The 26,032-nt window shown below is 52.0% G+C and carries 19 protein-coding genes; 1 reads left to right on the top strand and 18 read right to left on the bottom strand.

What is annotated here, in order from left to right; genetic code table 11:
* Positions 1-50 precede the first annotated feature (50 nt).
* From B5D63_RS31100 to B5D63_RS31160, 13 genes are all read right to left on the bottom strand, one after another.
* On the bottom strand, positions 51-2,327 hold the full coding sequence (locus B5D63_RS31100) for a family 20 glycosylhydrolase (protein ID WP_078672773.1): 2,277 nt from the start codon (positions 2,325-2,327) through the stop codon (positions 51-53).
* Positions 2,328-2,421: 94 nt separating this feature from the next.
* Complete coding sequence (locus B5D63_RS31105; protein WP_078672774.1) at positions 2,422-3,027, bottom strand: pseudouridine synthase; 606 nt, start codon at positions 3,025-3,027, stop codon at positions 2,422-2,424.
* Positions 3,028-3,049: 22 nt separating this feature from the next.
* Positions 3,050-3,517 (bottom strand): hypothetical protein, encoded by a 468-nt coding sequence (locus B5D63_RS31110; protein WP_078672775.1) that lies wholly within the window; start codon positions 3,515-3,517, stop codon positions 3,050-3,052.
* Positions 3,518-3,636: 119 nt separating this feature from the next.
* A complete protein-coding gene (locus B5D63_RS31115) occupies positions 3,637-8,670 on the bottom strand; it encodes a DUF4132 domain-containing protein (RefSeq protein ID WP_078672776.1) in 5,034 nt (1,677 codons plus the stop codon).
* 60 nt (positions 8,671-8,730) lie between these two features.
* A complete protein-coding gene (locus B5D63_RS31120; RefSeq protein WP_078672777.1) occupies positions 8,731-9,156 on the bottom strand; it encodes a hypothetical protein in 426 nt (141 codons plus the stop codon).
* 83 nt (positions 9,157-9,239) lie between these two features.
* On the bottom strand, positions 9,240-9,647 hold the full coding sequence (locus B5D63_RS31125; protein ID WP_078672778.1) for a hypothetical protein: 408 nt from the start codon (positions 9,645-9,647) through the stop codon (positions 9,240-9,242).
* The gene (locus tag B5D63_RS31130; RefSeq protein ID WP_078672779.1) at positions 9,647-10,183 is read right to left on the bottom strand and encodes a YceI family protein; all 537 of its coding nucleotides are present in this window, start codon (positions 10,181-10,183) and stop codon (positions 9,647-9,649) included. Before B5D63_RS31130 ends, B5D63_RS31125 begins: the two co-directional genes overlap by 1 nt.
* Positions 10,184-10,612: 429 nt before the next feature.
* Positions 10,613-13,108, bottom strand: coding sequence for a glycosyl hydrolase family 95 catalytic domain-containing protein (locus B5D63_RS31135; RefSeq protein WP_078672780.1), 2,496 nt, complete (start codon positions 13,106-13,108; stop codon positions 10,613-10,615).
* A gap of 92 nt (positions 13,109-13,200) precedes the next feature.
* Positions 13,201-13,932, bottom strand: a complete 732-nt coding sequence (locus B5D63_RS31140; RefSeq protein WP_078672781.1) for a DUF481 domain-containing protein — start codon at positions 13,930-13,932, stop codon at positions 13,201-13,203.
* 74 nt (positions 13,933-14,006) lie between these two features.
* Positions 14,007-16,208, bottom strand: a complete 2,202-nt coding sequence (locus tag B5D63_RS31145) for a GDSL-type esterase/lipase family protein (protein WP_078672782.1) — start codon at positions 16,206-16,208, stop codon at positions 14,007-14,009.
* 68 nt (positions 16,209-16,276) lie between these two features.
* Positions 16,277-16,927, bottom strand: coding sequence for a response regulator (locus B5D63_RS31150; protein ID WP_078672783.1), 651 nt, complete (start codon positions 16,925-16,927; stop codon positions 16,277-16,279).
* A 142-nt stretch (positions 16,928-17,069) separates the two neighbouring features.
* Entirely contained in the window at positions 17,070-17,870 is an 801-nt protein-coding gene (locus tag B5D63_RS31155; protein ID WP_078672784.1) for a class I SAM-dependent methyltransferase, read from the bottom strand.
* Positions 17,871-17,884: 14 nt separating this feature from the next.
* Complete coding sequence (locus B5D63_RS31160) at positions 17,885-18,364, bottom strand: DUF4920 domain-containing protein (protein WP_235021674.1); 480 nt, start codon at positions 18,362-18,364, stop codon at positions 17,885-17,887.
* Positions 18,365-18,596: 232 nt separating this feature from the next.
* On the opposite strand from B5D63_RS31160, the gene B5D63_RS31165 reads away from it, so the two are divergent.
* Positions 18,597-19,355, top strand: coding sequence for an SDR family NAD(P)-dependent oxidoreductase (locus B5D63_RS31165; RefSeq protein ID WP_078672785.1), 759 nt, complete (start codon positions 18,597-18,599; stop codon positions 19,353-19,355).
* Positions 19,356-19,421: 66 nt separating this feature from the next.
* Here B5D63_RS31165 and B5D63_RS31170 read toward each other — a convergent pair whose 3' ends face one another.
* The 5 genes from B5D63_RS31170 to B5D63_RS31190 all read right to left on the bottom strand — a co-directional run bounded on the left by B5D63_RS31170 (position 19,422) and on the right by B5D63_RS31190 (position 26,003).
* Positions 19,422-20,165 carry a GNAT family N-acetyltransferase gene (locus B5D63_RS31170; protein ID WP_078672786.1) on the bottom strand — a complete coding sequence of 248 codons (744 nt, stop codon included), beginning with the start codon at positions 20,163-20,165 and terminating at the stop codon, positions 19,422-19,424.
* Positions 20,166-20,249: 84 nt separating this feature from the next.
* The gene (locus B5D63_RS31175; RefSeq protein ID WP_078672787.1) at positions 20,250-21,326 is read right to left on the bottom strand and encodes a hypothetical protein; all 1,077 of its coding nucleotides are present in this window, start codon (positions 21,324-21,326) and stop codon (positions 20,250-20,252) included.
* Positions 21,327-21,429: 103 nt separating this feature from the next.
* Positions 21,430-22,515 (bottom strand): helix-turn-helix transcriptional regulator, encoded by a 1,086-nt coding sequence (locus B5D63_RS31180; RefSeq protein ID WP_078672788.1) that lies wholly within the window; start codon positions 22,513-22,515, stop codon positions 21,430-21,432.
* 60 nt (positions 22,516-22,575) lie between these two features.
* A complete protein-coding gene (locus B5D63_RS31185; protein WP_078672789.1) occupies positions 22,576-24,447 on the bottom strand; it encodes a hypothetical protein in 1,872 nt (623 codons plus the stop codon).
* Entirely contained in the window at positions 24,444-26,003 is a 1,560-nt protein-coding gene (locus B5D63_RS31190) for an NAD(P)/FAD-dependent oxidoreductase (RefSeq protein ID WP_078672790.1), read from the bottom strand. Before B5D63_RS31190 ends, B5D63_RS31185 begins: the two co-directional genes overlap by 4 nt.
* Positions 26,004-26,032 lie beyond the last annotated feature (29 nt).

The raw sequence follows: 26,032 nt of genomic DNA on the forward strand, positions 1-26,032 counted from the left end.
TACAGATCTCCGCTTGCCGGCGCTGTCAGCAGCCCTCATGGTCATCAGATTTATAATTTTTGAAGTGGCTGTCCTTTCACGCTATACTCCAGCTTCAGCGTATATCCACCACCGCCTTCCACAAAATCCACTTTGAGGGGATGCCAGCCTTTTTCCAAGGCAATCTGGCCGCTCTTCTGCAAGGGCGCGTGCCAGCCGTCGTTATTAACAACGGTCTTGTCACCGATATAAAGCATACCGCCGTCATCACAGGTAAGATAGAAACTGTAGATGCCTGTTTCAGGCGCATAGAAATATCCCTGCAAGCGGGCGCCAAAGGCTTCTCCATGCCCCAGCCCTTCCGGGATGATCACTTTATCGGTACGAAAGGTGCTGTCCGGTGTCGCTTTTATCTTGGCCGTGGTTTTGAAAGCGCCTTTGAAATAGTCGAGTCGGAAGCCGCTGTCCGCAGGTTTTTCTGTCACCGCTTTCGCATAAGCCTCCTGACGGTAGCGGAGGGTATAGATATCCCCGCGATTCCCCATCGGGCTGAAAGCCGCCAGTTTAAACGTCTGTGGAGCAGTTACCGGCAGCGCCGCCGGCAGTACCGGTGATTTCAGGCCCGGGATGGTACCATCGGTCGTATAACGTATAGTCATGCCAGTGAAAGGTGCTTTTACTTCCAGCATGCCTTTGTCCACAAAAACATTGTCCTCCGTAAAACCGTCCAGGTCAGGCAAACGGTAATGAACACCCAGCTGGTCAAGGCGGGCATATTGTTCGTTGAGCCGTTGGAGATAGTTGTCGTAATCCTGCTTATGTGTCCACAGCACTTCCGCGAGGGCTGTCATACGGGGCATAAACATATAATCGGCCCGTTTTTCGGACGGGATATATTCCGTCCAGATATTGGCCTGGGCCCCCATAATAGACCTGGCTTCCCTGGCGGTCAGTCCTTTAGGCACTGGCTCAAAGTGATAAACGTTGCCCAGGGAATTCCGGTCAGGCTGTGCATCGAAGTACAGCGGGTTGCCCGGCGTCATGATCACCTTATTACCGTGACGGGCGGCCTTCACAGGGGCATCGGGCACCCAGGCGCGCCAGTACATGAGGATGGCGGTAGGGCTGATACCGCCTTCCAGGATCTCGTCCCAGCCGATCAGCACTTTACCTTTGGCGTGAAAGAACTTCTCCATTCTTTTTACAAAGTAGCTTTGCAGCTCCTCTACGCTCTTCAGGTTGTTGGCTTTCATTACTTCGGCGCAAACCGGAGAAGCGGCCCAGCTGGTTTTCTCAACCTCATCGGCACCGAGGTGCATATATTTGGATGGGAAAAGCGCAGCGATCTCGGAATATACGTCTTCCGCAAAACGGAAGGTGCTTTCATTACAGGGGCAGATGGGCGTGGAGAAATCCTTGCCCCAGCCGGACTTACCGTCACAGGTGAGGAAAGGATAAGCGCGGATGGCTGCCATCATATGACCCGGCATATCTATCTCCGGAATGATTTCTACGTGGCGGGCGGCCGCGTAGGCGATGATATCTTTCATCTGTGCCTGTGTATAGAAACCACCATAGAGCGTTTTACCATCTTTCTGTATGATATGTTCCTGGTCGATTTCCATATCCGGATTCTCTTTGGCTTTCTCCATACAAACAGAATCCTGGTTGTTCAACTCTCTCCAGGCGCCAACGCTGGTCAGCAGCGGATATTTTTTGATTTCGATACGCCAGCCCTGGTCATCCGTCAGATGCAGGTGCAGTTTATTCATTTTATACAGTGCCAGCAGATCGATGAATTTTTTCAGGTAGCTGACAGAAAAAAAGTGCCGGGACACATCGAGGTGCATACCGCGCCAGCTGTATACCGGGTTATCTTTCAGCCGCATTGCCGGAATGGCCACCGACCGGAGGTTGCCGGTAGTTCGGCCTTCAATGGCAGACGGCATCAGTTGACGCAGGGTAACGATCGCCCGGAAAAAACCGGTGGGCGATTTAGCGCCAATCAGCAACTGCTGCGGCGTTACCTGCAGGGTATAATCTTCTTCTCCGGACAGCGTCATGTCCTGCTTCAGCACGATAGCGTTACCAGCGGCGGCCGTGGCGGTTTTTAACGTGGTGCCGATTCCCTGTTTTACCAGTGCCTGCAGCTGGGCTACTTCATTGGCAAAAAGACGGCCATTGGCGGGTAATACCAGCCGGGTAGCGCCGGTAATGGTGAAAGCGCCCTCTATGGGCACCAGCTGCTGCGGATAAGGAATAATCGGATAACGTTTTTCCTGGGCATGGGCGGTACGCAGCCCCATGCCCAACGCCAGAGACAGCGTCAGAACGAAAACTCTTCTCATAAAAACTCTTGTTATAGCATTGATTTCCAACAAGCAAACCTAACAAGAAAAGAAAGCGCTTCCTAATGGGATCTTCCCATTTTCGGGTTTTATTTTATAGGTCTGTCACTATTTTCAGGCGGTCAAAGAAGACGGATTCCTCCAGTTCCCTCACCTCCCCCGGTTGCATATCACCCAGCTCCATGTCTTCAATGGACACACGTATCAGGCGCTGGCAACGGTGTTTCACCGCCCCCACCATTTTACGGACCTGGTGATATTTCCCTTCGGTGAGCGTGATCAGCAGCCAGGTATGGGGCGCTTTCTCCGGTGGCTCCGATGGCCTGGCCAGCATGCCTTCCGGTTTCGGTACGATGGTCACGCGGTGTGGCACCGCCACATAATGCATATCACGGGATATACGGATAGCAACACCGTTCTGCAGCCGTTGCAGCGTTTCAGGCAGCATATGCCCTTTGGCGCGCACCAGATAGGTACGCTGGTGCGGCCGCGCTCCTTCAAACAACAGCCGGGTCACGTTCTGGTTGGTGGTGAGCAACAACAATCCTTCCGAATGGTTGTCCAGCCGGCCAATAGCATGTGTACCTTCCGGGAAAGAAAAATCCAGGTCGCCCAGCAGTTTTACCTTTCCTTTATCAGGACTGATAAACTGGGAAACCATGTTGTATGGTTTATAGATAATAAAATAACGGTGCGCCATGTGGCTGCAAATTAGGCACAATTCAGCGGAATTTCCATAAACGCTTTCCCGGAGGGCGTTCGGGCCGCGACAAGGCCGGCGGCTGCGTATACAGTAGTTCATTGGACAGTAGTCCCAGCATCACCGGGCGGCCCGCGTGCTGAAACGGCGGGCAGGTATAAGGCTGGGCTATTATGACCCGCTGCAGAAAGTTTTTGTCATAAAGCACAGACAGCAGTACGTCTCCGGTGACCGGCAATGTGTCGCCGGTAAACAGCTGCTCTTTCACATACACCGCATACCGGGGATCATTTTCCCGGAGGCACTGATCAAACCAATCGTCTGCAATGGAAGCGCCGGGGGCCTCTATTATCCTCTGAGAGTCGTCGTTAACCAGTAAGAGAACAGGGCTCAGGAAGGCAGGGCGATCTTTTTTTAAACCGGCCAGATAATTCAGCATCCAGGAATAATGGTTCATCAGTTCATTGGAAACATCCTGTAGTCCCTGCATAGCAGTCGATATTAGACTTAAGTCCTTACTGGTAAAAACCAAACATACTGAATATTGATGATAAAAAAACGATCATAAAAAACCCCGGGCCAAAGCCCGGGGCCACCTTTTGTTATATCTTAATTCTGAGAGAGCTGTGATAGCACCGTAGGGTCCTGTATCTCATGGTCCCTGGCCAGCAGGAGCACTTTGGAGATCAGTTCAGCTGACCTCGGGTCTTCATCCACGAACGGGAGGAAGATCCGGCCTCTGTGCTGCGAGTGTACAGGCAGTATAGAAATGTACCGGCCCGGCAGCTGATGCACTACCGCACTTCCGAGGTGTACACTGTATTCGCCCAGTTTGCCTTTGATCGTCGCATGGCTGCCTTCAACTTTCACATTGGTGAGTTTAAAGAGCCGCAGTGTTTCTTCCAGCAGCACCTTCCGCATTTCTATGGAAGAGTGACTGGCTTCGGGATCTACGCCGCCCACATGGGCCACGCTCACCACCAGGTCAAGGTCACGCATCACCTCACTGAAAATCAGCGGAGAGATCTCTTTAAACGCTACCGGTTTGTAGGTTTTAAGATCATGGAATTTGATGGTCTCCAGCGTAGGGCTTTCCACTTCTGCGGGAGAGAACCAATCGGCCATAGCATATATTTTTGCCACGAAACCTTCCTTGTGGAAGACCTTCTGCAGTCCTTCCTCGTAGTCCACTTTCCAGCCCCTTGTTTTGAGCAGAGCGGTCGTCTGGGTGGGCTGTACCTGGTGACCGGCATAGCGGCGGGACACGGACACCTCCTTCAGTTCATCTTCCAGCGGCACATAGAGTTCGCGGAATACCTGTTTGAATGGCTGCTGCACCGACTTCTCGAAGCAGTAACGCTGATAGTCGCTCCATACGCCTGCCTGATACAGGTCGCTGCTGTGAGCGATGCGGATGTTGTCTTTGTCTGTCAGTTTCGTCTGTTTGCCTTTGGCGTCCACCAGGCTGCCGCTGTGATAGAAGCCGGATGCCTTATCAGTTATAAAGACCAGCTTTTCCAGATGCCTGGAGATCACCGGATGATCAAACAGGGTGGCCAACTCCGCTGAAGAGAACACATCCCCTCGCACCATGGCATCTTCCAGTCCTTTGCGGGAGCGGCGGAACTGCTCCCGCAACGTTTTTTTGTGCTCATTGAGCTCTTCTATCTTCTTGTCTTTTTTATATTTCGGTGGAACGGCTTTCAGTTGTTTGTCTCCTTTAAAAGCGACTACATCTGCCTGCCCTTCTTCATCAATCACCAGCCCGATCGTCACATCGTCGTATTGGACCTGTGTTTCCTTAGACAGGATGTTCTGTACCTGCCGTGTTTCCATGGCCCAGGAAAGGCGTTGAGGATCGGCGTAGCCGGCGTTACGGGCCAGGTTTTCCATGGCGATACGCAGCGCCAGTCCTTCGCTGGACTGCTTCTGGGCGCCAAACTGGCGGCTTTCTTTTTTAAACTGCTGGAGGTATTCGTAACGTGCCAGCACGTCTTTTTCCGCGTTGGACCTGCTCAGCGGAATAAGGCCGTAGAGACGCAGGTAGTCCTGGTCGCGCTTTTCTTTTACTTTTTGCGTCACCTCCTTGATCTTCAGATCGCCCGTCATCACATCAGCGTATAAACGTGCGCGGCGATGTGCGTTCCCATCGCTGATAAATTTAGCCGCTTCATATACGATGGCCCAGCGCTGTTTGCCCAGCTCCTTATAGGTATTCAGGAACCAGTCCTTATCCACGGCACCGTCTTTGAAGTCCTGCAGGTCCACAGCGCTGTAGCGGGCGATTTCGCTTTCCGCTTCAGCGTTCTGTTCATTACCGGCGGATTTTGTATGGGCGTGCATCCACCAGATGGCGGAGTCCAGGCCTTTCCAGCCGAGGTGCTGGCTTACGAACTTTTGCCACTGTGGCGCATATACGGCAGCCTCTATCAGCTGCGCTTCTGTGAGTTTGATCTTCTTCACGGTGTCGTCAAACAGCGCCTGCGTATCTTCCGGCAGCGGGAAACAGCATTTCAGCAGCAGGCTGAATATTTTCTGTTTGCTCATCTCCGTGCTGCTATAGCTGTAGATATAGCCGCGGTTGAGTGTTGTTTTTCCCAGGCCGGCCCATATTTCACCGAAGCGATTTATGCCATAGATCTTTTGCAGGGCTTGCACCATATGGGTGACCGGTGTGCCGGAATCTCCCCTTTTCAGTTCGATATCCAGGAGATGCTCCCGGACTTTAACGAACATTTTTTCCAGGAAAGGATACGCTTCAAGATAGTTTTCCTGTTTTCTTGCATGATGGCTATGGGTGCGGGACAAGATACGCATGTTCTCCGCGCTGATCAGCCCGCGGTACATCTCACTCTCCGGTATCAGGCCGGCTTCGAAGGCTTTGATGAAGACTTCCAGCGGGGGCGGATAGGCACGGACCATCTCCGGCAGGCCGGTGAACTGCCGCCAGTGGTAGAGGTTCCAGCAATCCTGCAACAGCTGCTTGTCCGACGGTACGCCGTTGAGATAAGTCAGGAAGTTGCTTAATGTGGAGCTGCTTTGCCAGCCCACTACCCCGTTGTATGTTTTTTCGGAGGACTGCAGTATTTCCGGCGTCAGCGCGTTGAACACCTGTTTACAGCCACCCAGCAGGAATTCCTGCTGCTGTTCAAACGGATGGATGATCTGCAGCGCCCTCACTATTTTTAATATCGGATCGTTGTATTTGTAATGACGGTCGCCTCTCAGCACTTCCGGGATGACCTCAGCATAGGAAGGAAGGTGCCGTTTCATAATGCCCTCTCCCAATGCACCGTTATGAATATCGTACATATCTCTCATCAGGACAGTGATGATAAAGAGGTCCCGCGGAGCAAGGCCGCTTTCTCCGAACCATTTATCCCACACTTCCGGTAGCGGATAGTGCGCATATTCCTCTTCTTTCGAAGCGAATTTGTGCGTATATACTTTACAGTTCTGGAAGGTATTGCCCAGCAGTACCGTAGACCTGGTGTTATCCCAGTTATCCACTTCATATTCGTGCGCAGCATGTTGTTGAAACAGTTCATTCAGCTGAATAAAACGCTCATGCAGCCTGGCCATCGGCATGGAGAAACCGAAGGGGCCTTCCGCCATGCATTGGCTGTAGTAATCGTTGGGATCTACCGGCGGCAATACCACGGGAGAAATAGCTGCAGGATCATACAGTCCGTAGCCATTTTCTGCGGAGAAAGACAATACATTCTTTTCTTCCGACAGCTGAGATAATAATATCTCTTCTTTCTGGGAGATGCTTTTTCTTTGCCTGAAAGCGGCGACCCATGCGGTACGCTGCGCTGCCAACCGGTTGCCTTTCTGCAGCCGCAGCGCGATGTCCAGGCCGCCGAGGCGTTGTTCTGTATCACCTTTCAGGAGCTTCTCTGTAACAGCAGTGACAACGTCATCCTGCTGACTGAGCACCATGTCAATTGCCCTGCTTCTTACAGCAGCGCCTTTACGTTTCAGTATATCCGTGAACGTTTCCATTTCCTCCAGCGTAAACTGCTGGTCATGCAGAGCATTGAAGGCAATAGACACCACATACTCGCCCCTGTCTTTCAACAGGCGCAGCGCGAAGCTCCGCTGAAAAGGCGTCAGCGGGCCTTCCTTTTCTTCCTGATGGTAACTATAGGGGGAATAACCTTTCAACAGGGAGCGGGACAACTGCTCCCGCAGCGTCACGTTCATTTCGTCGAAGTACCCCAGCACGATCTCCAGGCGGTCATCGCGGCCGTTGACCAGGTTGATCATGGCGCTGAACACATTGCTGCGTTCATATTTGACGGTCATCCAGGAGAAGATGTTTCCTTCAAATGTTTTCTCTTTAAGGTCTACGTTCTGTGCGATCGCATGCAGCCTGTCAAACAGTTCAGGGTAATGCATGTCGTAGTGACCGGTATTAAAATGTATTTTATTATTGATGATCACCAGCGCCCTCGTTTTTACGGCAAGGTCCGGGTCATTCAGCGCTTCATAGGCTGCCGGCATGTCTACGTTGTAGTAGTTTGTTTCTACCGCAAACTTCAGCGCCAGGCAACGTTTTTCCGCGCTCTTGTCTTTCAGCAGCTCAAATACCAGTGGCCGGGTAGCCATCACGTCCATCACGCCGAGCGCCCACAACGCCATATATACGTCCGTGTTATTTTTACTTTTAACCGCTGCGGGGATGGTGTTGGGCGCTTCGAGGTATTCCAGGCCTTTCTCGAGGAAAGTGCGGACGGTGCTTTCTTTTTCTGCTTCCCAGAAGAGGCCGGCCCACACATCCAGGGCCCGTACGACGGACGAGAAGCGGGTCAGCTTATTGTCCAGCACTACTTTCAGCATGTATTTAAGTGCGCCCACAGAAGTTTCATCCAGCGCCTCCATAATGGTCTGACGCAGCCCTTCCTGGCGTTGTGCCGCCAGCAGCAGCTGTTCGACCAGTTTCCAGGCCGCTGGCTTATGGGAGTTAAGCAGCGCTTTGATCAATGCGCTGCTGACCTTACCCTGGGGATCTTTGTTATAGACGATGTCTTCACATACTTTAAAAAAGGAGTCGTTGCCCAGGTCGATCGCGGCGGACCACAGCCGGTACAACACTCCGCCGAAGAAATTTCCTTCATAGCGTACCTGTTCTTCCAGGCTCAGGTCAAAACAGGTATACTCTGTTTTAGGGTAGTATACAAACTGATAGGCCGTGGGAATGATCTGCCGGAAGAATTCCAACTGGAGCACAAAATACACTTCGGGGTCATTGGGCGCGCGGAAAGAGCGGCGGGCATATCCTGTCTGGTACATCTGGTGGGGCATCTGCTCCCAGGCATGTTTAACATAGGCGCCTGTTTCCCTGCCAAAGAGGTATTCCAGCAGGTTAGCACCTTCTCTCGTATCCCAATAGCCGGCCGTGAGCAACTCAGCGATCCGGTTATATTTTTCATCTTTATAGGTAATGGCAAAGGTCTGATAGTAGCTGGTATCCCTGTCGCGCGCCAGCAGCTTGTTCAGCATGATCAGCACAATTTCTGCAGACGCTTTTGTCAGCAGCGGATGGGTAGCTTCACCGTTGTAAACGGTCATCAGTTCATCGGCCAGATTTTCGATGTAATGGGGTTTAATCCTGGTCTTCAGGAATTCTTTAACGTCCATGGTCAAACGAATTAAGGTATGGTAATCGGGTTAAAAAATGAATGTCGGCATAAGTGTTTGTTACCAGATGCTACCGGCGAGGAAAGTCAGCCGGATGAAGGTAATAACGGTTTCGGGATGTAATACAAAAGTACGATCAAGCCCCTGTAACTCCTCCTCATCGGCAAATACAGCGTACAGGCCATCTTCATAAGCCTGCATAGCTGTCTCCTGTGCTTTGGACATATCTGCTTTGTTTTCATTGTAGATACTGCCAAAGCCCACCTTTCCGGCGTCGGCCTGGTCGGCCACCTGTTCTTTAGAGAGAAAAGGCAAAAGGTTTTTCTCTGAAGGTTTGTCGTTATAGGCGTTCACCTGTTGTTTGACAACGGCAGCCAGCAATTCACGGAGTGACGGGTTAACCGGTAAATCATCTATGACAATCTTTCGTTTCTCTATCAGTGCGTGTTTCCTGCCAGCTTGCCTGGCATTGATAATCAGGTCCATTCTAAAATCTTTCGGTATACAAACAAAGTTCGGTAGCGAAGATAACGATACCCTTTCAATAATCTCCCGGGCATATCAAAAAGTTATCCACGGCCATCAGCACGGCTTCCGGTTGTCCACCAGCGCTGTAACGCCAGCCAGATCAGGGCCGGCAGCAGGTGCATGGGCGCCATAAGGCCAGGGAAAAGCTCCGGAGCGGAGATATCGAGTGGTAAATTTACCATGAAAGGGATGCCGGCGCTGAGCGCCGAAAACAGTACCAGCCAGCGGTTAAAACTGCGGGGCACCGCTCCTGTCCGGCGTTCCGCCAGCCAGCAGGCCAGCGTGACAAGCATAGCGGCGCCCATATTAGCGCTGATGATGGCCGGTACCGGCGCCACCCGGGAAAAGTCCACTCCCAGCGCCGACTGGTAAAAAACAGCGTAGCCCACGGACAATGCCGCAGCTACCAGCCCGGTGGCAAGTCCACACCAGAAAAGAGCGGGGCGCATTATCTGGCAGTAACGGGGACGGTTACCGTAAGATGGGTGTAGTCGGATTCATCGCCACGGGGCGTGGTAATACCGAAGTCTCCCCTGTTGACCTTAAACGTTCCATGGAACACCCCCTTATCACCATTGCGGGTAAAAGTAAAAGGGATCGTGAAAGGCTTTTTGATACCATGCATATCAAGGGTGCCTTTGGCATCGTAACCGGTGGCGGTTTTCACCACTTCAGAAGAGATAAAATGGATATAGGGGTACTTCTCCGCATCGAACCACTTCTCTCCGCGGGCGTGGCGGTTTTTAAGGCCGTTGCCGGTATTGATGGAGGATACGTCCACCAGCACATCAAATTTCGCCGAAGCAGGGTCCTGTTCATCAAATACAACGGTGCCTTTCATAGATTCAAATGCGCCGTCGGCATACTTGCCGGTGAATTTGACGGAATATCCGCTGCTGATCTTCCAGTTTTGGGTGGTAAAGAAGGTAAAGGCAGCCATCAACAATACCAGCACCGCCGCTGCCGGGTAAAGAATCTTTTTCATGCGTAACAGTTTGCTTTTTGCAGACAAAAATAAAGCCGGCTTTGGTATAAGCCGGCTTAAAGTTACGTGATTTATAAGAGTTTGGCAGTATTGGCGGGTACCCTGGAATAGGCCGTATTGATAGACCGTATGAAACTGGATGGTATCAGCCTCGATGTAGAGCATTCCGGTGCCAGGCCCCATCCCATCCCTCCCTTCCCGGCTATGGCGCCGACACCAACCGGCTGCGCATTACCATGAAGTACCTTGTAGACTCCAACAAGATAGCGCCTAACAGGGTAGTATTTGGCGCCTATGCAGAAGGGGGCTCGAACCAAACTAAGTTTCCCCTGTCGTTTATCGACAAATCTGTCGACAGTACTTTCGACCAACCAGCCGGAGTTGTTCCCTTCCGGGAACGCTCCGGTTATTTGCCCCGGCGTTTACGAATTACTCAAACGCTTCGCTCTGGCGTTCCCGCTGCAGCATGACCTTCTCTCCCCTGGCAGTAGCGAAAGAGAGCAACCCGCCTTTGAGCACCTGTGCCTTTTTACCATTGCGAAACAGCGCCACCCTACCCTTCCACGGGTTACGTATCCGGCACATGCCTCCCTGTGCGGCCTCCAGCTTTACAAACGGGATAATCCCCTGCTGTATCGCCGATGTCACTACAAACCCTCCCCGGCATAATAAACTAAACTGCGCATCCCACGAAGGAGGCCAGGCGGCAAATACACGGATCACATTGTCCTTGCCAGGGCCGGCCGGCACACTCTGGCACAACGCCAGCTGCAAAGCCTCTGCCGCCCTTCCCAACCGCTGTACATTGGTAGTCTGATAACCTTCGCTGAGATCCATACGATTCGATAATACCTCTTCATTTTTACGGCGCCGTAACTGGTTAGGCACCAGGTACTGCACGGCTTCCCGTCTTCCCAGCAACGCCCCGGTGGCCGGCAGTTTGGAGAGCACATATACACCCGCCGTACTGTCGATACCATTATCGAAATAGGTATTGTAGGTATCGTTCCCTATTTGTTGTATGCCAGGGCTGCTTTCCAGGGTACACAGATCGAAGAACCACACCGGCATGGTATTGCCGTCCGGATGCCCTGACGGATTGCCCTGTAACACCGGCAGCAGCGAACGGCTCCAGGTGGTCTTGCCTGCGGCAGTATGCTGCGGTAAAGGCGACAAATGATCCAAAAACTCCTGCCATACAGGGACCATATCAGCATCGGTATGCAGCAGCCGCGCGGCTTTGATCGCTACCGGTAAAATTCCGCGCATAGCGGACATCTCCTCCACCGTATTATGCCCGTCCCAGATAGATTCGTTGTCGTTGATGTGATAGATATGGTACCGGCCGTCCTTTTCCTTGCGGACATTAGGGAAATTCCGGTAAAATTCCGCCACACCCTTTATCATGGGATAGGCCCGCTGGCGCAGCCAGGCAGTGTCTTGCGTGTATTCGTAGCGCAACCAGTACTGGTAAGCGATCTTAGCGCCCCGCGAAAAGATATGGCTGACATGCCCGAAGGTGCTGTTGCTTTTAGTTGCGGAATGCCATATTCCCTGCTTCCAGCCCTCGTCTTTTTTCCAGTTCCAGCGGCTCAGGAAAGGCATTTTCGTATAGGCATAGTTTTTAAAGGCCTGCGACCGTTGCCCCCACGGTTTTCTGACCAGATAAAGGTCCCGCATTTCAGCGGCGATACTGTCAGGCAACGACGGCGTGTTGTCGAAGCCGGTCGTTTCCGGGATGTAAACACCCTCGCTGCCCCACTGCTGCCGTGCAGCCACTGCGTAGGAATCATACGCCCTGCTGTACATGTCAAACATAGGTTCCAGCAATTCCATATGATCGGTCTGGAACAATGCATTATACAGGCAGCTCTGGTTGGCGCCCCAGTACAGGTGCCCCCACTTACGCTCGTCCCCGTTGGTGGACCACAACATGCCGTTGAATTTGACAGGATAACTACCCCGCGAACTGCTGCCCATAATGTAGAGGTACCATGCGTACTGCTGTGCCACATAATCGGCCTGTCCATCGGCACTGTGCAACTGTATATAGGACCGTTCCCAGAATTTCCGCCACCAGTCACGGTTATCATTGACCAGTGCAGAAAAGCCCCTCTTGCGGGCTGCTTCCAGCTTACCTATCGCCGCTTTCACCACATCTTCCCCGGGATCAAAGCTGGCGGCTGTGGCAGCATATATATTATATACTCCGCTGCCAGGCAATGTTCTCAAACGGATGGTGGTCGTGCTGTTTTGTTCCGCTTCCGCCGCCCGACCGCTGACAGCGGCTACTAACGCACTGCTGCAGTAATAACCGTCTTCCCTGAACTCCTGTGTAAGCACAATATAGTCTCCCTCCTGCCGTAATCCGGACACGGCAGTATGGCTTCCTTTGCGGGTGACAGGCATACGCAACATGTGCAACATCGTTGTTACCGGCAATGTTTCCTTCCGCTGGTCCGTGATCTCCAGGGCCAGTACATCTTCCTTTTCCCATACCAGGCCACGGACTGATATGTTCTTCCCGGAAACAACAGACTGTCCTTCATAAACCGACAGATGCTGATGAAAGGCCGGCGCGGTGAACACGTCCTGACCAAAGTCTATGTCCATATAGCCGGTACCGTTACAGTAATCGGTGTTCCTTTCATAAAAACTATTGGAGCCGGAGCTGTTACCGAATACGTCCACACGGTTCAACTGGAACTTCAGCGAAGAGGGAACGGTCCAGACCAGGGTGCCCATGCGGCCGTTGCCGACCGGCATCCCCTCTTCTGAACGCGCAACCGGACGATCATAGTCAAGGTCGGCGGCACTGGCAATGGCAGCGTAATTGACGGCAGTAGTGTCTTTATGGTCCGTATAGGCGTACAGGTGGGTAACAGCGCAGAGGCCGGAACATAACAGGGAAATAAGGTGTTTCATACAGCTGGTATTTACAGACTGACACCAAGATATTCCGGTCCACCGTAAATTGTTGATAGCAAATTGCTGAAGGATGCTGGTATTTTAGCCTGCTAGAAATACTTTTCAAATGTAACGCCGTAGTTAAAGAGCAGGTTCTCCCTGTCGGTACGATTCAGTTTGTTGTAGGTCATGGAAGCTGTGAGACTTAACCAGCTGCGCAGCTTCACCGACATACTGTTGATACAGCGGATCATATAGTCGTCCCCATGTATCAGAGAATTCTGAAAATAGTTGTTGCCCTCCAGCACCACAATATTGTGGATGGTCCATTTGTATTGCACGCGAAAGGAGTTACGCACGGTACTATATACATCCTGGATGGTATCATGCAGGAACAGGTTGCTGTTTTCAAACAGCAACCCGTCAGTGATATTGAGCAAGGCATTGGGGCGGCGTATCAGGTCATAGCCGATCCCTGCGCCGCCCTGAAAGCGGTTATTGATTTTCAGGGAATAACTTTTGTCATAGTTGGCCAGCCCCCAGTAGTAGATCTGTGCGGTATCTGTGTACAGGTTAAAATCCACTGCTGCCGATACGTCATTATTTGTCAGCGAAGCATTGTTCTTACCATACACGTAACTGGCGCCGGCATTGAGCGTCACCCTTTTCTTGCTGACCTTAAAACCCAGGTTGTTGTTCAGCAGGTAGGAGTTGCCATCGTTGGTGCGGTTGATAGACCCGGTAGATGCATATTTGACCAGATAGTGGGTGGAATCACTAAACTGGGCAAAACCGGCGTAACCATAAAGCAGGACAACAATCAGGGCAACTATTCTCTTCATAATCAATTTCTTAATATATTAACGGTGTTATCCCGCAACAATTAACGTGCCCGAAGTTGTCGTGCCTGCCACTATTACAATTCCTGTTTGAGGGCTTCTGCCCAGATGCGGTAACCCTTCTCTGTAGGATGAACAAAATCGCCGGCGATGTCTTTCAGCAGGACTCCTTCCGGTGTGAGCAGCTTCGGGCCGATATCCAGCAGGCGGATATTTTCTTTTGCTGCAAAGGCCGTCAGCAACCGGTTGATGTCATTGATGACTACCCTGCGGGGGTGGTCCGGCTGTTGCTCCCGCGGGAGGACCGCCATCAATACAATTTTAGCCTGCGGCACTTTCGAGCGGATACGGCCACAGATGGTGGCAATTCCTTCCACAATTTCCGCCGGCGTATTGGCGCGGGCGTTATTCGTCTGACTGGTATTGTTAGTTCCGATCAACAGCACTACCGTCCGCGGATGCAGGCCATCCAGTTCGCCGTGGTCCAGCCGCCATAACACGTTCTGTGTCCGGTCCCAACCGAATCCCAGGTTCAGCACCCGGCGGTTACCGAACAAAGCCGCCCAGGCTTCGGGGCCGTTGGGCTTACGGGGCTGCCCGTCGGCCGATCTTACCAGTGGGTAACCGCCGAAGAAATGGGTAATGGAATTGCCGATCATGACAATTTCCGGATCGATGGAATCTTTTATCCGCAGCACTTCGGCATGCCTTGCCCACCAATCATAACTGTCGTTTTCGAGCCTGGACACGGGGATGATGGCGGTATTGGCCGGCAGCGCAGTGTCGCGGCTACTATCTTCCATCAGCTGGGACAGTAGCGGCTCCATGGCTTTGGCCCAGGACAGGGCGCCGGCGGAACTGGGGTGCAGCCAGTCAGGCATCTGGTCCTGGCGGATCGTGCCATCCAGGTTCAGGAACACATGGTTTACATCGCAGTAAAATACATGCTGGTTGTCCGCTAATCCGGACACCAGTTCCGATGCCCTGTCCAGTATCATGCGGTGGGATGTGGGATTGGGACCGTCATAGCTGCCGGGGAAACAGCGGAGCAGGATGATCTTTGTGTCAGGCAGTTTTTCGCGCAGCCGTTGCACGATCGCCTTGATACCACCTGCCAGCTGGCCGGCAGTGTGGCGCACCGGGTAATTTTTTTCGTCAATATTGTTGGTCCCTATTTCCAGGATGATCACTTTGGGCGACTGCCCTTTCAGTTCACCGTGATCGATATTCCACAGGATATTCTCGGTACGATAGCCGCTGAAGCCCAGGTTCAGCGCCTTGCGGGGCGCGAAGAACTGGTTCCACACCGCCTGATAGGCCGGCTTTTCAAAATTATGCGTAATAGAGTTGCCGATCATGATCAGATCGTACTGCTGAGCGGCGGCTTCCTGCAGTTTCTGTTCATGGCGTTTGCGGTTGTCTCCTTCCGTGGGTACAGCGGCGGAGTTTACGCTGGCAGCCGTCGTGCCGGGCTTTTCAAGGAAAGCCTGCAACAGCGACGGCCATTTTGCAGCAGCGCCGGGCAGCTGTTTTTGCATGCCGAAGCCGTGGCCCCCATCAGGCAGCAGCACGTAGTGCCCTTTACCATCGTAGCCTTTCCAGACTTTACCATATTGGGTGCAGCTGCTTACCCACTCCTGTTTATCATCCGCGGCGATGAGGGTAAAAAGCCGGGAACGCAGTACCGGCGGCGGTAACACTGCCGGATATACGGAGCCGGGGCGGGTTTCGTGGAGGTAAGCCGGGTATATCAGCATCAGGTTGTCTGGCTGCGCTGCCAGCGGCAGCTGCTGCAGTGTTCTGGCCGCCAGGTGTCCGCCGGCAGAATATCCCATGATGCTCAGTGTTTTGGTATGGAGGCCCAGCTGGCCGGCTTTGTTGCGTAGCAACTGCCAGGCTGCCAGCGCATCGGCCAGCGCCAGGTCGCGGGTGGCAGGCCCTGCGTCGATCCGGTATTCCAGCATGGCCACATCGTAGCCGAGTTTATTGAGGAAGGCGGCTGTCATGCTGCCTTCCGACTTCACTGCCAGCACGCCGTAACCTCCGCCGGGGAACAGCAAAACGGTGCCTTTCGCCGGCTGGTGGGTGGCAGGGAACAATTGTAATAAAGGCTGTCTGACAAGGTGGACCAGGTCATCTTTTTCAACCGGGTTACCTTTCGGAAGCGGCGTCCCTTCCAGGGATACATAACGTTGCGCCCAGGCGGTGGCAGGAAAACAGCAAAGCAGGAACACGGCGATATACCGGGTACATCCCGACAGAGAGAAAAAGTTCTTCATACGTTTAATTCAGCGCATACAAAGTAGAAAAAAATTTCAGTTATGTATACAGCCGGCAACGCAGAAGATCAAATGCCGGTGATCATCTTATGCTGTACAGCGGCCATCATGAGTTCCGCCACATTTTTTACGTCGAATTTCTGCAGCAGGTTACGGCGGTGGGTTTCTATGGTCAGCGGACTTACATTCAGTTCCTGGGCCATCATAGGCGTGGTTTTTCCTTGTGACACCAACTGGAGTATCTGCTTTTCCCGTTTGGTCAGCGTAGGTACCTTTTTAAATTCATGTTGCGCCGGGCGGGTAATGATCTCTTTCACTTCTTTACTGAAAGCGATCTCCCCTTTCAACGCTTCTTTCAGGCAGTTCAGCAGTTCCGTGGAAGATACATTTTTAACGAGGTAACCACTGGCGCCATTCTGTAATATCTGCAGGATGATGCTCCGTTCGGTGTGATTGCTCAATGCCAGCACAACTGTATCGGGTGACATCTTTTTGATATCCCTGCAGAGGTCCATCCCGCTGGTATCGGGGAGCATGATGTCCAGTAACACGAGGTCTACTTTATTGTGCTGTAAAAAGTCCATAAAGTCTTTCCCCCGCGTAAAGCTACCCGCTATGGAGATTTGCGGTTCTTCCTTCAGGAGCGTTCTCAATCCTTCAATGACGATAGGATGGTCATCAACAATAGCGAGGACAATAGTGTCATTCATCAGCGGCATGTGCACTTCAGTTTACTGTAAAAATGCTACAATATCCTTACATGAAGAAGGGGCCACCTCAAAAATACCGGTAAACCAGTAGATAAAAATAATAACGGCTGCCGGTAGGTCCGGCAGCCGTTATTGCTGATTATCAGCCAGTTCAGAAACTAGCCTGTACATCATTCAGTTTCATGGTCATGGACTGTGCCGTTTGCAGGGTCCATGCGTCATATTCATCGATGGCCAGCAATCTTTCGGCCTCCGTGATAAACCCGTGTTCCACCACCTGTGGCCCTCTCAGTTCCGCCACTTTTGACCAGATGGCCGCTTTATTGGAAAAGCCTGCCTCTGTCCTGCTGTATTTTTCGTCTGCATTAAAGGACCGTATGTTGCGATACCCGGCTTTTTCAAAGAGGGCAGGCAGATGGTCTGCTATTTCGTTGTCCATGCCGGCGTCTGTGCGCCAACGGAGGAATGCCTCATAGAAGCGCTGCATACTAGCCGGCGGGGCCGGGTCCCACTCCAGGCGGGTATGATTATAATCCAGTACAGACACATGGCCGCCGGGCGCCAGCAACTCACGGAAGCGCAGCAGCGCCGCCAGCGGGTCGTTCAGCCATTGTAATACCCTGGCTGAAACAATCAGGTCGTATTTTCTTTCTGGTTGCCATGTGTAAAGGTTTGCGGTGATCAGTTGCAGGTGAGGTACGTCGTGTTGATCATCCAGTCCTTTGGCGATCAGGTGTTCGCTGCTATCAATACCAGTGGCGCTGCCATGCGGCCCCACGAAACCGGCGATACCGGCGGTGATGGCGCCTGTGCCACATCCTACGTCCAGTACATGCATACCGGGTTTCAGCAACGGCACCAGTGTCGCATAACTGTTTTGTAATGTTCTGTCGTCCAGGATGATGGACGTCCCTTTTGGCATGGTGGCCCTTTCGGAGGCTTTATCCTGCATATGGCTTTTTGTTTTTATTCCACTACCCGTATACCACTGGCAGTGTACCTTATTTCCCTTTTGGGTTGTGTGATGGCATCGATGGCTTCCTGCGGTTTTCCCGCGTCTTTGGCATAGTGTTGCAGCTCATCTACCGACGTGGTATGCTGGTAGGCTACGCCGTCGAGCACGATGGTTTTTCCTTTAATATCCAGCGGAACAAAGAAAGCGTAGTTTTTCATCTTGACAAATGCCGTTGTGCTGTCGTTGACTTTCAGTTTCATCCAGCATCCTTTTTTAGGACATACGTCCAGCACCTGTGCTTTAATTTTCACCGGTAGCTCGGCGCTCTCGTTATTCAGGAGGGTCGGAAGTTTGGCGGCATCAACAGCCCCGGCAGCTGTGGCGCCGGCTCCATAAGTGGCATTGAGGGTGGCTTTACCTTTGGGGGGTTGCGCTACGGCAGCCAAACCGGCTGCCATGAACAGGGCGCACAACATTACTTTGTACATCATGTCAAATAGGTTTTGTACTAAGATAAGAAAGAACTATCTACTATTACAATAGACTGTTATCTGCATATCTTACAAAAACGTTAAAACTCCGGCAGGCAGTCCGGCGTTACTGTCATTATGTTGTACCTTTGGCAGGTCGAAAATACCCCGCGGGCTTGTTTACCTCCTACATACTGCTACTCTTGTTGTTGTGCTTTGTTGAGATTGTATTACTTTAAAAAAACATATTGTCATGAAAAGACTGGAGAACAAAGTAGCCCTGATTACGGGCGGAGCAGGAAGCATCGGCCAGACGACCGCAAAACTATTCATCGAAGAAGGTGCTAAAGTAATCCTCGTCGACCTCGACGAATCCTCCCTGAAAAAAATCGCCACTGAATTAGGTCCAAAGGCAGCTTATGTGGCTGCAGACGTAACGGTGGCCGCCGACGTGGAACGATATGCCACGGAGGCCGTCAACAAATTCGGAAAGATTGACATTTTCTTTAACAATGCCGGTATTGAAGGCGTGGTAAAACCCATTACAGAATTCCCGGAAGACGTATTCGACAAAGTAATGGCCGTCAACGTAAAAGGCGTGTTCCTCGGCTGCAAATACGTACTGCCACAAATGAGCGACGGCGCCAGCATGATCATCACTTCATCTGTAGCGGGACTGCACGGGTCGGCTAACTTCATTGCCTATACGACAAGTAAACACGCGACCCTGGGCATCATGAAAACAGCCGCGCTGGAAGCAGCTCCCCGTAAGATACGGGTCAACAGCATACATCCGTCACCGGTAGACAACCGAATGATGCGTTCTATCGAAGAAGGTTACGAACCGGGCAAAGGGGAAGATGTACAGAAACAGTTAGCGGCGGGTATTCCCCTGGGACGTTATGCCCAACCGCTGGAAATAGCCAAACTTGTCCTGTTCCTCGGGTCAGATGACAGCCAGTTTATATCCGGCGCCCAATATGTGATTGACGGTGGTTCCTCCGCGAAATAATCAGCGTACTAACCCGCTAAAACAATGGCCTCCCTCAGACGGGGGAGGCCTCTTTTATTATTGGTTTTATAGAGTGTGTGCGTAAGTGATCACCTCTTTCACCGGTTCAAAACCCAGCCGCGTATATATCGGCAGGCCCGCTTTGGATGCATGAAGTACGCAATACCGCTTACCATCAGCCACACATTCCTGCAACAACCGCGTGGTCATGGCCGCTGCCAGCCCCTTTCCTCTGAAATCCGGCAGCGTACCGATAAAATGCAGACCGGCATTACCTGCTTCGTCGTAAAATATCAGCCCGCAGCAGGCAGTCTGACCGTCTACCGTACCGATAAAAATCTTGATTTTGTTTTCCTGGCCGAGTAAACGGGCTACCACGGCGCCGTCTACACGATAACTAAAAGAGCCTGCGGCAATGGTGGCGAAGGTGTACGCATCCGCTCCACTGTCAGCCAGCCGGAACCGGATATGCTCCGGGCATTCCCCCGGAGGGTTTTCCCGCAGGTAGATGATCATTCCCTGCAGACTCATTTTAGGCTGCAAGCCAGCCGCCGCCAGCGGCGCCTCCAATGCTTCCGCCACAGACGCCGTAAAAGTGACCGCGTTGGGCAACAATCCCTGATGGATCTGCGCAACGATGCCGGCCAGCGCTTCCGGTTGTTCCACGTCAAATACACGCCGGGGCCAGTCAGACCCTTCAGGCATGACGGCTTTATAGAAAGGCGCCGTAGTAAGCAGGCCTGCCCGCTCCCCTACGTACGCCCAGTGTTCAAACAGGTTTCCGATAATATGTTTTTCGTCTTGTTCCATGCGTCTTGATAAGAGCACAAAAATAACAGTCTCACCAATGTATGTGGTAGTCCAGTATGAAACGGAGCGGTAGTCCAGTTGACACTACCGTTTCACCTTCACCAGCTGCATTTCGACGGTATCGCTGCCCAATATCCCCTGAAAACGCCAGGTACCTTTCTGCGCGTCTGGCCGTAATGTTCCGCTAAACGGTTCATGAACACCGGCAGGATACCGCCACCGGGCGGATAGATGACCATCCTGCGGGCGATAATCATAAGTACCGATATACCGCCTCCGCCAGTCGTTGAATTCCAGCACAAAATCATTCCCCAGGTCCATAAACACCTTTGTCAGCATACTGTCGCCTGTTGCCGGCGGCCCGCACGGAATATGATTGATTGACAGCTGCCTTACGACATACTTGCCTGTCAGTTCCGGATGATAGTTTGGATAGTCGTAGGTAGCGTTTAATACAAACGGTATCACGGCCACGCCTGCACGGAGCAACCATTTCACCGGTGCTTTCCAGCCTGTCCCGACCGGCAGCCAGTCGCGCCGGAGGAAAAATTCCGCCAGCGGCTGGTACAACGTCATCAGCAGATACGTTACGCCCGCCATCAATATCGACGCATGCAACAACACGCCGGGCGGCATCTGGTAAAACGTATCGATGAGGATAATATTCAGCAATACCGGTACGATCATGATAAGCCCCAGCATCCGGGTACGGCGTCCCAGCAATAACAGCGCGCAGGTCATTTGCATGATCGCAATGGCCACCATATATGGATAAGACCACCCGAAATAAGCCCAGGTAAGCTCCTCCCCGCTCAACGCACTAAAGGGGATATCCAGCTGCCCCAGAGGCACGACCATCTGCAAATGATAAACTTTGTTCCAACCGAAGGTACACAGGTCGATAGCCAGCGTGTACAACAGGATGCCCTGTATCACCTGTAGCCAACCCTGTGACGACGCAGGGCGCCGGCGTTCCCGGTAGTTCCACACCACCGCTGTCAACAGAAAAGCAATCAGCAATACGTACGCCAGCAATGATACCAACGGTAACGTCACCCCATGCCCAATAAATCTGGAAGTCAGTCTCCTGAAAGACGCCCCCACCACTAACCCCGTGATCAGACAAACAATCAGCTTCCGGGAAAATGCAATACGGTTCATTTTGCAACTAAATTTGATGAACCGTAATACTAGGTACTGTAAAGGATTTCAGCGCCCGAACGGATCCATCCGCACCACAAGTGCCTGGCGTTTAAGCCCTGATTTACGAGGCAGGCAATGTGCCGGCCGCCTGACGGAAAGCGCTCGGCGACATGCCGGTTGTTTCCCTGAAAACATTGTTAAAAGTGGTCTTTGAATTAAATCCGGCTTCGTAGGCAATTGCCAGCATATTCAGGTGTGCATGACTGGGTGCCAGCAATAATTGTTTTACGCAGGTTACCCGGTATCCGTTTATATATTGAAAGAAACTTTTCCCATATCCCTGGTTCAGCAGAAAAGAAAGTGCATGCGTGGAAAGTTCCAGACGAGCCGCCAGTTGCGGAAGTCCCAGGTCACTATCTGTATACAAGGCCTCCTCCTCCATCAGCCTGTCCAGCTGTTTCATCAATGGAGGTATTTGTTCTGGCGGCAAACGGGGTTTGGACATTGCGGGTGACAACGCTGGTGCGGCGATGCTGTTCCCTGCTATCTCCTGGTGACGGAAAGCACAATAGCTGATAACGTATATGGCCAGCAGGTAGCCCTGCGCTGTATAGGGCAACAGGTACCGGACACCTTGAAATAGCTGGTTAAACCAAATAAGTATCATACCCGCCGTTCCCCATAAAAGATACTTCAGCCATCGCAGATCAGCAGTGCGTTTGTAACGCCTCAGCAACCGGTAAGACATGGCCCAATAGACCACCAGTTGTAATTTTACAGACACGCCTATCAGCAGCCCCAGATAACGCGACAATGCCGTTCCCGGGGGCACCAGCGGCGGCAAAGGCCAGCGGATGCCCGCCAGCGACAACAAATATGGCAGCATCATGCCTGCGAACAACAAAGCCGGTATCATATGAAGACTGTCGTACCACGATAATTTTCTTTCCGGGATTAAAAGGAAGGATACCGATAATAGCAATGCCGGTGCCATCAACAGCCGGTCCAGTTCCAGCACCGGCACCAGCCATACATATCGTTCCGCCAATGCCGTATGTTCCGCAATAAATGCCAGCAGTGCAGACCCCACGCAGAAGAGGAATATAGCCAGCCAGCGGTTGCCAACTGCGTTTGTCCGTCCGGGGTGGGCCATCAGTAAAAAAGACAGCAAAAAGATACTGCCACAGGTGAAAGTATAAAAAACCATATGGAGCCGGTATTATCTTAGTAAGATAAATACCGGCCCTTTTTCCATAAATGGATAACGTTATTTACAATACGTCTTCAACAACTGTCCCGCCTGCTGAGCTCCTAATATTGCAGCCTGTTGCAGATCAGGACAGGCTTTGGCCCGATCATTCATCATCAGCCAGCTTACCCCGCGGCCCAGGTACAGGTCCGGCTCAGAGGGTTTCAATGCCATTGCCGCCGTGAAATCACTCACGGATTGCTGCAGGTTTTTCTTACGGTCACGTTCGTACACGCCCTTAAAATACAGCAGCCGTTCGTTTTTCGGGTATACCTGTACCAGCGCCTGAAAGAAACGGTCATTGTCTGCCATCTGTGGCCAGAGCTTCACAAACAACACCGCCAGCGCCTCCTTGTTAGGATTCTGGATGACATAGACCGGTGAAAAGGTGCTGTCATTCAGGAAGTGGGTGATCGGCACATTCGTATAGTTCTCCCCGGTATAATGCGACTCCCATACAATCAGCTGGCCCGGCTGCATCACCGCCTTACTCCGCGCAGATATCTCCCCGGTATGCGTCGTATCATCAGGATGACGGCGGGATGCCCAGAAGTACCACGGATGGTTGCAGTACACTTTGTGGTCACGCAGCGGCCCTTCTCCTAAAAAAGCGGTCATACCGTTCATCCCCCACCGCTCTTCGTTACCATGGCTCGCAGGATTTTCATAATAAAGCGTAAACGCCACCTGCCAGATCAACAATGCCAGAGCCATGACCAAAGGCGGGCGGCCTTTTTTTGCAAACACCGGCAAAACGGCCAGCAGACAACAAACCAGCAAAGCATTAAAAATCATATAGTCTTTCTTGTCAGGATTGTAGGTCTGTCTTAAATGCAGCTCGTTGGTAAAACACAGCCACCCGATGAGCACCATGAAAACAACATATATCCATAGCTCCCGGCGGTCAGGGGGCTTGACCACCTTTTTACCTTTGGCGACAGGCACATCGAACATGGCCCACCAGTAATTGAAGCCATACACACAGATCACCGCTGCAAAAGGCGCCAGGGTGATCAGGTTACGCAGCGCCCCGCCGGATTGACCCAGGTCCATGAACACCGCAAAACCGACATAGATCAGGAAGCCAACGGTGAACTGCAAAAGGATAAAGTAATCGGCGAACATCTTCTTTAAATGCTCCAGGTATCCCCAAACAAAAAAGAAAAAAGCCACCGGTCCCAGCACATACACGTATTTGCCGATATGATGCGTGAGGCTGACACGGTCATAGCGGTTTTTCTTCCCGCCACTGGCCAGTATTTCCTGCACCAAAGCCAGCGGCTGACCGGTAAATACATACAGGCCGAGCCCCCACGCGGCCAGCCCCGCTCCCAGCAACGGAATATAGCGGTACATACGTTGCTGCACCAACGGAAATAACCAGAAAGGCAGAAACAACACGCCCTCCGGGCGGGCCAGCGGTAACAGCCCTCCTACCAGCGCAAACCAGCCAAACTGTTTGCGGTAGAAAAAATAGATCCCGAGGCAGATCAAAAAAGAGGCCAACGGCTCCGTCATAGCATCTCTCGAAATACCAAACAAAAAAGTCTGGAACAACAGAAAAACCATGACAACAATAGCATGAGGCACCCCTTTATGCTTCAGCGCTTTGTACAACAGGATACCGGAGCCTGCTGTCAGCAGCACCATCGTCATCACCGCCCCCATTCTGCCAAAGAGCTGTACCGGCAGGTAAAACAGCACCACAAACAATGGCCTGTTCCAGGAAGAAAAAAACTGCTTCGGATGAAAGCGTGCATCCTGTACGTTCAGGAAACGGCTGATGGCATCATCGTCCCAGGTGTAATTGGACGACTGCGACCAAACCAGGGAGATCAGCACAAACACAAGCGCGCATATCAGATAATCGTATTGTTGCCATTTTTTCATACCGCCTGTTTTTCTTCGTGATATTCCTGTTCAGTATTGATGTCCCAGATATTGTCCCTTCCGGTAACGCCCTGGACGATATTGTCTACCGCCGTCATGGCCGTTAACATAGAGTGGTCGGCATTGTTGTATTTGTGCATACCGTTACGGCCAACGAGAAACAGGTTACTGATGGTATCGGTATAAGCCCGCAGCTCATTGAACTGCTGGTAGGTGCCGAAATAAGCCGGATAGGTTTTCTTCATGCGTACGAGCGTGCTGTCGCGCACATCTTCCCGCCGGATGATACCGATTTTCTCCAGTTCATCGATGCCAAAGTTAATAAAGCGCTGATCATCCATGCTCCAAAGTTCGTCGCCTTCGTTGCAAAAGTACTCCAGCCCTATCCATACGCGATCCGGATCACTGACCATGAAAGGGCTCCAGTTGTTGAAGATCTGCAACCGGCCCACTTTTACATCGTTTTCCTGAATGTAGATCCAGTTGTCTTTTATAAGTCCCTGTTCCTGTTCTATGACCAGTTTATCCAGCAGCAGCCCTACCGTTACAAAATCACGGTATTCCAGACCGGCGGCGATATCCCGCACCCGTGGCGGTACTGGTCCGTCCATGGCCGCCACCAGGTCTTTTACCGGCATGGTGGAGAAAAAGTATTCGCCCAGAAAACACTGCGTGGCCGTATCTGCACCGGTGATCCTGTCTGCCGTCATGCGGATGCCTTTTACTTCCTGATGCAGGTGTATTTCGCCTCCCATGGCTTTAATCCGCTCCGCTACTTCTTCCCAGAGCTGCCCGGGACCGAATTTAGGATACAGAAAACGCTCTATCAGGCTTGTTTCGGTTTGTTTCTGATGGATATCCGCCGGTGTTTTGCGGGCTGTCAGCTGCTGCAGGGCGTGCCGCACCGTTTTGGACACCGAGAGTTTTTTGATCCGCTGATGTCCCCATGCGGCATCTATTTCATGACAGGGCTTTCCCCATACTTTCTCCGTATAGTCTTTGAAGAAAGTTTTATACAGCACTTTTCCGAAACGTTTGATAAAAAAATCTTCCAGCGTTTTTTCGGTTTTCCGGTTGAAAATACGGGTATACCCATACGACATCATGATGCTGCAGAGCCTTAACAGGCCCAGCTTTGAGATGGTGCTCATAGACATCGTGAGCGGGTAAAGGAACAGCTTTCGCTGGTAGTAAATTCTGGAGAGCCGGTCCCGGATAAGCATCACCAGGTCGGGATGCTGCGGGGTTTGTTGTTTGGCTGACATCTTTAAAGTTCTTTCTTTTTGCTGGTAGGCGATGCGTACCTGGTCGGCCGGAGCGCCGATAGGCATCACCTGCAGCCACCAGTCCATTACCCGGTCTGACTTGGAAAAGAAACGGTGGCCGCCGATGTCGATGCGGTTGCCTTTATAGCGAACGGTTTTTGAAATGCCGCCGATATCGCCGGACATTTCAAGGATGACAGGTTTAATGTCTGTACGGGTAAGCAGTTCGTAGGCCGCTGTCAGTCCTGCCGGACCTGCGCCGATAATAATTGCTGTTTTTTTGTCTGTCATGGCGGAAATAGCTAAGCGGAATCATCACT

Source organism: Chitinophaga eiseniae (assembly GCF_900167135.1).
Lineage (GTDB): Bacteria > Bacteroidota > Bacteroidia > Chitinophagales > Chitinophagaceae > Chitinophaga > Chitinophaga eiseniae.